General features: G+C 57.1%; 7 protein-coding genes. 2 read left to right on the forward strand and 5 right to left on the reverse strand.

All coding sequences use genetic code 11. The annotated features are described in order from the left end of the window. Positions 1-42: 42 nt before the first annotated feature. The 3 genes from Q0336_RS00855 to Q0336_RS00865 all read right to left on the reverse strand — a co-directional run bounded on the left by Q0336_RS00855 (position 43) and on the right by Q0336_RS00865 (position 3,783). A complete protein-coding gene (locus Q0336_RS00855) occupies positions 43-462 on the reverse strand; it encodes an RNA-binding S4 domain-containing protein (RefSeq protein ID WP_298524395.1) in 420 nt (139 codons plus the stop codon). Positions 463-703: 241 nt separating this feature from the next. Then, complete coding sequence (gene mutS, locus Q0336_RS00860; RefSeq protein WP_298524398.1) at positions 704-3,364, reverse strand: DNA mismatch repair protein MutS; 2,661 nt, start codon at positions 3,362-3,364, stop codon at positions 704-706. Positions 3,365-3,396: 32 nt separating this feature from the next. After that, entirely contained in the window at positions 3,397-3,783 is a 387-nt protein-coding gene (locus tag Q0336_RS00865; protein WP_298524424.1) for an acyl-CoA thioesterase, read from the reverse strand. 592 nt (positions 3,784-4,375) lie between these two features. On the opposite strand from Q0336_RS00865, the gene gap reads away from it, so the two are divergent. Together gap and Q0336_RS00875 are read left to right on the forward strand one after the other, a co-directional pair. Continuing rightward, complete coding sequence (gap, locus tag Q0336_RS00870) at positions 4,376-5,380, forward strand: type I glyceraldehyde-3-phosphate dehydrogenase (protein ID WP_021667644.1); 1,005 nt, start codon at positions 4,376-4,378, stop codon at positions 5,378-5,380. Between the two features lie 151 nt (positions 5,381-5,531). Then, positions 5,532-6,992 (forward strand): PepSY domain-containing protein, encoded by a 1,461-nt coding sequence (locus tag Q0336_RS00875; protein ID WP_298524402.1) that lies wholly within the window; start codon positions 5,532-5,534, stop codon positions 6,990-6,992. Positions 6,993-7,093: 101 nt separating this feature from the next. On the opposite strand, the gene Q0336_RS00880 is transcribed toward Q0336_RS00875, so the two are convergent. Both Q0336_RS00880 and Q0336_RS00885 read right to left on the reverse strand, forming a co-directional pair. Beyond that, positions 7,094-8,089 carry an ABC transporter ATP-binding protein gene (locus Q0336_RS00880; RefSeq protein ID WP_298524405.1) on the reverse strand — a complete coding sequence of 332 codons (996 nt, stop codon included), beginning with the start codon at positions 8,087-8,089 and terminating at the stop codon, positions 7,094-7,096. Position 8,090: 1 nt separating this feature from the next. Continuing rightward, positions 8,091-9,122: an iron ABC transporter permease gene (locus tag Q0336_RS00885; RefSeq protein ID WP_298524409.1), complete on the reverse strand. Its 1,032-nt coding sequence runs from the start codon at positions 9,120-9,122 to the stop codon at positions 8,091-8,093. Positions 9,123-9,317: the final 195 nt, after the last annotated feature.

The raw sequence follows: 9,317 nt of genomic DNA on the forward strand, positions 1-9,317 counted from the left end.
TCGTTGCTGAGCTTTCCCACGAATATATGATGTGGGGGAGCATCAGTCCCAATCCTCGTCCCAGTCGAAGAAGTCTAGATCCTCGGGAAGATCTTCTGCGAATTGATCGAGATCACGGCGATCTTTTTTTGTAGGTCGACCTAGGCCTTTAGCTCGGTCGACGAAGCCAGAGATACGCTGGAGCTCAAGGATCTCATACTGAGACTGAGGTGTGACATTCTCCATATACTGGGGCACGAGCTTGGCGCCCACTCGGTGACCCAAGAGGTCAAGCACACGGAAGGAGTACTCTATCGGAGGTTTGCGGACGGAGATGACTTCTCCTCGCTGCACGAGACGAGAGGGCTTGACGCTCGTCCCCCCTATGCTGACACGACCTTTCTTGCAGGCATCTGTCGCTATAGAGCGGGTCTTGAATATACGTACGGCCCAGAGCCATTTGTCTACACGAACTTCTTCCATACACTCCTCAGAGAGTTTCAGCAAAGATATGTAATCTCTATCGAAATATGTTGAGTCTCTCCGGCGCATGGCGATAGAGTACATCTATCTGGCGATACTCTGCCTGCTCTTAGGTTAAGAAACTACTAAAATGCTCCCGAAAGTTACTGAAAAAAGCGAATAAACAGAGTGTACACACCCACTACTCTATGCCTCGAAAAGAGGCGCAGAGTAGCACTTGATGGGAAGGTAGAAGCTAGGATTAGGGAGTCTTCAGAAGGCTCTGGATCTCACTCAGCTTGTTCAGCGCTTCGAGTGGTGTGAGGCTGTCGATCTGTACGGAGAGTAGACGCTCACGGATATCGGAGAGTACGGGATCATCGAGCTGGAAGAAGCTCATCTGTACCCCCGTAGAGATCTGTTCGGTGGGCAGGGTCTTGGGGGCTTCAGCTCGGCTAACCTGTACCTCTTGTCCGAGGCCTGTGACCTCATGGATATGAGCGGACTCGAGCTGGGTAAGGATCTCGGAGGCTCTAGTCGTGATGCTCTGAGGCATCCCTCCGAGGCGGGCTACTTGGATCCCGAAGCTATGTTCGCTCCCGCCCCGTACGAGCTTGCGAAGGAAGAGCATCTTCCCTTCGATCTCTCGGGCGGAGACATTGTAGTTCTTCACTCGGGGAAGGCGAGCTTCGAGGTCGTTGAGCTCATGGTAGTGTGTGGCAAAGAGCGTCTTGGGGCGACCATGGGGATTGTCATGGAGGTACTCGATGATCGCCCAAGCTATCGAGATCCCGTCGTAGGTGCTCGTCCCACGACCGAGCTCGTCGAAGAGGACGAGGGAGCGTGGGGTAAGGGCATTGAGGATGCTGGAAGCCTCCTGCATCTCGACCATGAAGGTGGATTCGCCACGTGAGATATTGTCCGAAGCTCCTACACGGGTGAAGATCCCATCGGTGAGCCCTAGGTGAGCAGCTTCAGCGGGCACGAACGAGCCGATCTGAGCGAGCAGGATGATCAGAGCTGTCTGGCGTAGGAGGGCGGACTTACCACTCATGTTGGGCCCTGTGATGACCATGATCTGCGTCTCGTCTTCGTCGAGGTGTACATCGTTGGGCACATAGCTCTGTCCGAAGGGGAGCTGCTGCTCGATGACGGGGTGTCGCCCTGCACGGATGTCGATGGCGAGACCATCATCGACGACGGGGCAAGCATAGCGATCACGCACGGCGACCTCGGCGAGGGCGGTGAGGCAGTCTACCTCGGCGATGATGCGGGCATTCTGCTGGAGGGCACGGATGAAGCGGGATAGACGCACGAGGAGATCAGCATAGAGTCGGCTCTCGAGGCTAGCGATACGCTCTTCGGCACCTAGGATCTTCTCCTCGTATTCCTTCAGTTCGGGGAAGATGTAGCGCTCTGCATTGACCAGAGTCTGCTTACGAGTCCAGTCCTCGGGTACCTTATCCTTGTGTGTGGAGCGAACCTCCACATAGTAGCCGAAGACATTGTTGAAGGCGACCTTGAGCGAAGTGATGCCGGTGCGCTCGCTCTCTCGCCGCTGGAGCTGAAGGAGATAGTCCTTGCCGTGGGTGGAGAGCTGACGTAGTTCGTCGAGCTCAGGGTTGATGCCTGAGGCTATGGTAGCACCTCGGCCGAGGGCTGAAGGGGGCTCTTCGGTGAGGGTATGCTCGATGTCGGCGATGAGCTCTTCGGTAGGGGCAAGACGGGTAGCCAGCTGGGCTAGGTCCGTGGAGTCGGAGCTGGAGGCAAGGGCTCCGAGCTGATTGATCTGTCGGAGGGAGACGGCTAGCTGGCGCACTTCACGAGGAGAGATGCGTCCGACGGCGGCCTTTGAAGCAAGGCGCTCAAGGTCTCCGATGCCTAGGAGGAGTTCGGTGAAGGTGCGGCGGAGCTCATGCCCTCGTGTGAGGTCACCGACGATACGCTGACGGCGATGGATCTCGCCGAGGTCGATCAGCGGGAAGGAGAGCCAGTGTCTGAGGAGTCGTCCCCCCATGGCGGTCTCCGTGCGGTCGATGATGTCGAGGAGGCTTTTCCCTTCCTCTCGGTTCATCGGAGCTAGGATCTCAAGGCTTCGGAGGGTGAAGCTGTCTAGGCGCATGTAGCTCAGACGGTCGATGCTCCGAAGGGTAGTGATGTGCCCGAGCTCGGTGTGGCTCGTCAGCTCTAGATAGTTAAGGATAGCCCCTGCGACGGCGATGGAGGCAGGGCGCTGCTCGAGGCCTAGCCCCTTGAGGCTCTGCAGGCCGAAGTGGGCGGTGAGCTTGCGGCGATTGTTCTCGACGGCGAAGCTCCAGTCCTCGACTTCGAAGACGAAGCCTCGGTAGGAGAAGAGGCGGTCGAGGAGGCTGCGACAGCTTCGCTCGACGAGCACTTCCTTGGGCTGGTAGGAGCTCAGGAGCTTCTCTAGATGCTCGGGGCTTCCCTCGGAGACGACAAATTCACCCGTAGAGATGTCGAGGAAGGCGATGCTCCCTGGACCCTGTTCCCCAGAGGGAAGGTAGACGGCTGCTAGATAGTTGTTCTCCTTGCTTCGTAGCACGTTGTCCCCGAGGACGACTCCTGGGGTGACGAGCTCGGTGATACCTCGCTTGACGAGCTTCTTCGTCAGCTTGGGATCCTCGAGCTGATCACAGATGGCCACACGGCGACCTGCACGCACGAGCTTGGGAAGGTAGCTGTCTAGGGCATGGTGGGGGAAGCCCGCCAGCTCGATGTGCATCGCCGAACCATTGGCTCGGCGAGTGAGGGTGATCCCCAGGATCTCGGCGGCAGCGATGGCATCATCGCTGAAGGTCTCATAGAAGTCACCGACCCGAAAGAGTAGGATCGCATCGGGGTGCTTACCCTTGAGCTCCAGGTACTGCTTCATCAGAGGGGTCTCAGCGATTTTCTTTGCCATAGTATCTAGGGGATGGAGGAGTGAGGAGGGGCTTACTTCCCTTCGGGGGAGAGGACATCCTTGAGGAGCTCAGCGAAGAACTCCCCACGGGTGAGGCGGCCGTGATCGACGACGACACATTCGACTTCGCCACGGGCAGCTAGTGTGCCGTCCAGATGAAGGATATCCTGATGGAAGATGAGCTTAGGGGCACGCATCGAGCAGCGAATGGCGGAGCGGAAGCTGTCGCCACTGCGCAGGCTCTTCTTGTAGGAGATGGTGACCTTGGTGACGAAGGCATCGAGGCCGTCCTCGTGCATCTGGCCGAAGTTGGCACCGAGGCTTTCGAGGAATTCATGACGTGTGTGCTCCATGTAGTGCTGGTAGTTGGCGTTGTTCACTACGCCCTGAAGGTCGCATTCGTAGTCACGGACCTTCATGTCCAAGTTGAAGATGTAATTCAAAGCGGTCTTTTTGTTTATAGCCCATATCTAGGGCGGGGGTGAATGAGCCGTAGCTGGTGAAGGGAGGTATAGCCTTCCGCCACGACGATGCAAAGTTACACGAAATGCCTGAGCTACCCCCTCAGAGCGACCTACGGTAGGTCGCCGAAAAAACCTACTGTGGGTCGTCATCACGACCTACCGTGGGTCGGTAAGGCGACCCACAGTAGGTTTTTTTCGGCCTCGTCGGTGGATGCTCTTCGTGACCCCTCGCAAAGCCTTATTGTAAGCGACTTTGCGAGGGTCGGAAGTTCGCCGATCGAGAGGCGAAAAAAGAGCGGTTTTTCGGCGAATTTTTCTCGGGCTCAGAAGCCCTGCTTGGAGCCCTCCTTCGCGGTCCATCAGGAGGGTAGGTGGCGGGGGTAAAATAGGGCGGAAAGACGGGCTTCTGAAAGAATTTACGGAAGTGCGTCGCTCGTGTGGATAAATTTCTGTAATTTTGTAGCGTTGAGGACAATCCTCCATCCAAGGGAACACCTCGGCACCCACCAGATAAAGGAAAATCAGTTTAACGAAACGAAATAATAAGATGATTAAAGTAGGTATCAACGGCTTCGGACGTATCGGCCGTTTTGTCTTCCGTGCTGCCCAGAAGCGTAGCGATATCGAGATCGTAGGTATCAATGACCTCCTCGATGCAGAGTACATGGCTTACATGCTCAAGTACGACACGATGCACGGCCGCTTCGACGGTACGGTAGAAGTCAAGGACGGTAACCTCGTCGTCAACGGTAAGACTATCCGTGTCACGGCTGAGCGTAACCCTGCAGACCTCAAGTGGAGCGAAATCGGCGCTGAATACGTCGTCGAATCTACCGGTCTCTTCCTCTCTAAGGACAAGGCTCAGGGCCACATCGACGCTGGTGCTAAGTACGTCGTGATGTCTGCTCCTTCTAAGGACGACACCCCTATGTTCGTCTGCGGTGTCAACACCGACAAGTACGTCAAGGGTACGCAGTTCGTATCCAACGCTTCTTGCACCACGAACTGCCTTGCTCCTCTTGCTAAGGTACTTCACGACAACTTCGGTATCACCGACGGTCTCATGACCACCGTACACGCTACCACCGCTACCCAGAAGACGGTTGACGGTCCTTCTGTCAAGGACTGGCGTGGTGGCCGTGCTGCTGCTGGCAACATCATCCCTTCTTCTACGGGTGCTGCTAAGGCTGTAGGTAAGGTCATCCCCGAACTCAATGGCAAGCTCACCGGTATGAGCTTCCGTGTCCCTACCCTCGATGTATCTGTCGTTGACCTCACCGTCAACCTCGCTAAGCCCGCTAGCTACGCTGAGATCTGCGAAGCTATCAAGAAGGCTTCCGAAGGTGAACTCAAGGGTATCCTCGGCTACACCGACGAAGATGTCGTATCTAGCGACTTCCTCGGCGACACCCGCACGTCTATCTTCGACGCTAAGGCAGGTATCGCTCTGACCGACAAGTTCGTCAAGCTCGTCAGCTGGTACGACAACGAAATCGGTTACTCCAACAAGGTCCTCGACCTCGTAGCTCACATGGCTAAGGTCAACGGCTAAGCCACTCCGACCTTCACACCTCTAGAAGCCCCTGAATCCTAGGTGCCCTTCGTGGCCTCGGGATCCAGGGGCTTCTCCTATTACAGACTCTAGGGGGCGAGTGTGAGCTCCTCCTCTGCCATCTCCTACAACTATGACGTTCAAAAGCTTCATGACCAAGACGCATCGCTTCCTCGGAGCGGTGCTCAGTATCTTCTTCGTCGCTTGGTTCATCTCGGGCCTCGTCCTCATCTATCACAAGTACCCCAAGTACTCGGGGGCTGAGGAGCTGAAGCATAGCGCACGCCTACCCGAAGCACTCCCTTCGGTCGATAGCCTCCGTACAGTCCTCGCCTCTCAGGCGCTGGATACCCTTCCCCTCGAAGGGCTGGAGCTCACGGGAGGTACCTATGCCGATCCTCGTGCTCGCCTCATCGTAAGTCCCGAGGAGGGAGAGCGCCGTGAGCTCGCCTTCGACGGTGATAGCCTCCACGCTCTTGTGCTGGATCGGGCTTATCTAGAGAGCATAGCAGGGCGCTGGGATCAGCGTATCGAGCGCATCGACACCCTCGATGACCTCGACCAGTGGACACCCTTTGCTCGCCTTCGGGATGATCTCCCCTTCTACCGCCTACACCTCACTGGGGGCACAGGGCACGAAGTCTATGTGTCTAGCGTGACGGGAGAGGTACTCCAAGAGTCGACCCGCAGTGAGCGCCTCTGGTCATGGGTAGGTGCTATCCCCCACTGGATCTACTTCACTTATATCCGTTCGCAGGTAGAGCTCTGGCGCTGGATCATCATTGTCATCGGGGCGTTCGGTACGTTCATGGCTTTGACAGGCTTCTACCTAGGGATCGTCCACTACCGTACCCGTGCCAAGAAGAAGGCTAAGAAGCTCTTCTCCCCCTTCCCACGCAAGCGCTATCAGTGGCACCATTTCTTCGGCACGGTCGGCGGGGTGCTCATCATCGCTTGGGTACTGACGGGCTTGCTCTCGGTGGTGCACTATCCTCGCACGGAGACCAAGGATTATCCCGTCGATCGCCTAGAGGGCAAGACCCTTGCTCTCGGCGAGTATAAGACCGACCTCACTACCCTCCGTCTCGGCGAACCTGAGCTTCGTTCGCTCTCCTTCACTTCGCTGGGTGGGATCCCCATCCTAAGAGCTGAAGGTGGGAAGGACGCTCATTACTATGATGCCCGTAGCACCGAGCCTAAGCTCCTGAGCCTCGATAGTACGGAGATCCTTCATGAGCTACGTTCGGTCTTCGGTGCTCAGCACCACTACGTGACGGACTTCCTGACCAAATACGATACCTACTATATCCATCGAGCAGGGAAGCGCCCGCTTCCCGTATGGCGAGTAGCTATAGATACGAAGGATCATCATACATACTACGTCGATCCGAAGACAGGCTCCTTCCACATGTATGCCGACAATGAGCGGATCGATGCTTGGATGTTCATGAAGTTCCACCGCCTACAGTTCACCTTCCTCGTCAATACCCCAGGTGCGTGGACGATCGCTATGTGGACCTTCATGCTGATCGGCCTTGTCACTTCGCTGACAGGTCTGATGCTGACCTTCGACTACGTGCGTCGCCTCGTGAAGAAGCGCAAGAAGAATTAGTCTTCCCTCTATCCCTACAAACGACTACTCCCCCACGACTCAGTGCTGAGTCGTGGGGGAGTAGTCGTTTAGTGCGATCTCTTGTAGGAAAGCGGGTTTCTCTAAGGCAGGCCCCCGAGGAGCTTCGTGATCGAAGGGTAGACTGATCTTGCACCCGAAGGAAGGACGAGCTCCCATGCTCCTTCGGTGAGCTCTACCTCGGGATAAGCTCCCGTGCTGGCGGTGACTTCGTAGCCGAGGCGCTGTAGGGCACGGCTCGTCCAGATGTAGCGAAGCCCTTCGCCTCGAAGGCAGATCTTCCTTCCTCCGCTCTGTCGGATGGAGAATTCCCCACGCTCCCTATTGTAGCTGAGGGTCGGTGCGCCGAAGACACGTTCGATATGTCCGTCGAGGATCAAGTCTTCGGGGACAGCTGAGACGATCTCCCCTGCCCGATCCATGAGCCAGATGGTGTCTGCCCACCCCAGAGCTAGGTCAAGCTCATGCGTAGATATAAGTATGCTTTTCCCGAGACTGCGGGCAAGGGAGCGGAGCATCGTTGTGACTTCGAGCCGAGAGGGTAGGTCAAGGTGCGCCGTCGGCTCATCGAGGAGGATGAGCGGAGTCTCTTGGGCTAAGGCACGGGCAATCATCACTCGTTGCTTCTCCCCATCACTGAGGGTCGAATAGAGACGCTCCTGCATGCCGTCGAGGTGACAGGCTCTGAGGGCTTCATGGATGACGACCTTGTCTTCGGGGCGGAGGCTACCACGGAAGCCCGTATAAGGGTAGCGTCCGACGGCGACAATGTCTGAGATGGCCATGTTGCCCGCAGGGATGCGCTCCGTGAGTACGAGGCTCAGTAGCCGAGCCAGCTCCTTCATCTTGAGGCTGGAGAGGGGCTTACCCGAGATGATGACTTCTCCCGACAGAGGAGGAAGGAGCCCCGCCATGGTGTGCATGAGCGTCGACTTACCGCTCCCGTTGGGTCCCATGAGCATAACCACTTCGCCTGGGGCGATAGCTAGCTCAAGGTGCCGAGAGATGACCTTCTCCTCACGGCGGGAGCGGTAACCCGTGGAGAGATCGTGTAGCTGGATCGTAGGGGGAAGGTTCATCTTAGCGGAAGATCTGGTTCTTGTGGCTTGCCCCGAGGACTACAAGGATGACGACGGGCGCACCCAGTAGCGAAGTGATGGCATTGATCGGTAGGACGAACTGATGCCCTGGGGCTTGGGTTAGGATATCGCACACCAGCAGAAGGAGCGAACCCGAGAGCATCGTCGCAGGGATGAGTATGCGATGATCGGCCGTGCGGAAGAGCAGACGGACAAAGTGCGGTACCGCCATCCCAAGGAAGGCAATAGGGCCGGTGAAGGCGGTGATGCACCCCGTGATGAGGCTGGTGATGAGGATGAGCGAGCGACGCACCAGACGAATGTTCGTTCCCACGGAGCGGGCATAGTTCTCCCCGAGGTTCAGGGCATTCATCTGCTTCGGCATGAGGAGGGAGAGGAAGAGCCCCACCCCGACGATGGGGAGAAGGAGCGAGAGCTGTCGCCAGGTCGTCGTGGAGACACTGCCGAAGGACCAGAGGAGGTAGGTCTTGAGGGTCTCCTCCGAACTGAAGTACTGAAGTATGGAGATGACGCTGCTGGCGAGGAAGCCGACCATCACCCCGACGATCAGCACGGAGATGATGTCCTGTAGGCGACTCGCCACGGCGGAGATCAGCAAGAGGACGGCCATCGCTCCGATACAAGCCGAGAGGATGATCCCCCAGCTATTGACCATCCCCGTAGAGGCAAGCCCTGGGATGAGCGTGTAGGCCATGGTGTAGATCGCCACGCCGACGCCCGCCCCGCTATTGATCCCGAGGATCGAGGTATCCGCAAGGGGATTACGGAAGAGCGTCTGCATCTGTAGCCCTGCGATAGCGATACCTGCCCCAGCAACGAGCGAGGTCAAGGCCTTGGGCAGGCGGAAGTGGAGGATGACGTAGCTGCTGGTATGTTCGCCACCGCGTCCGAGAAGGGTGTCGATGACCTCACGGACGGGTATGGAGACGCTTCCCCACATGATGTCGAGGATGAAGGTCAGGATGATCCCCAGCGAGAGGAGGATGAGGAGCAAGGCAGGTCGTTTGTTCATAGGGCTCACGGAGCACGTTTACTTGTCTGCAAAGGTACGGGAAGAATGCTTATCGAAGCAAGCAAGTTCCTTCCGTCCACCCCGCAGTAAGGCGCTCCTTCGAGCCAGCGTATACCCTTCCTGCCCGCAACGTATAGGTCTTGCGAGCAAAACGTATACGTTTGGCGGTGAAAACGTATACGTTTCGAGCGTGAA

This window comes from uncultured Porphyromonas sp. (assembly GCF_938039215.1).
Lineage (GTDB): Bacteria > Bacteroidota > Bacteroidia > Bacteroidales > Porphyromonadaceae > Porphyromonas.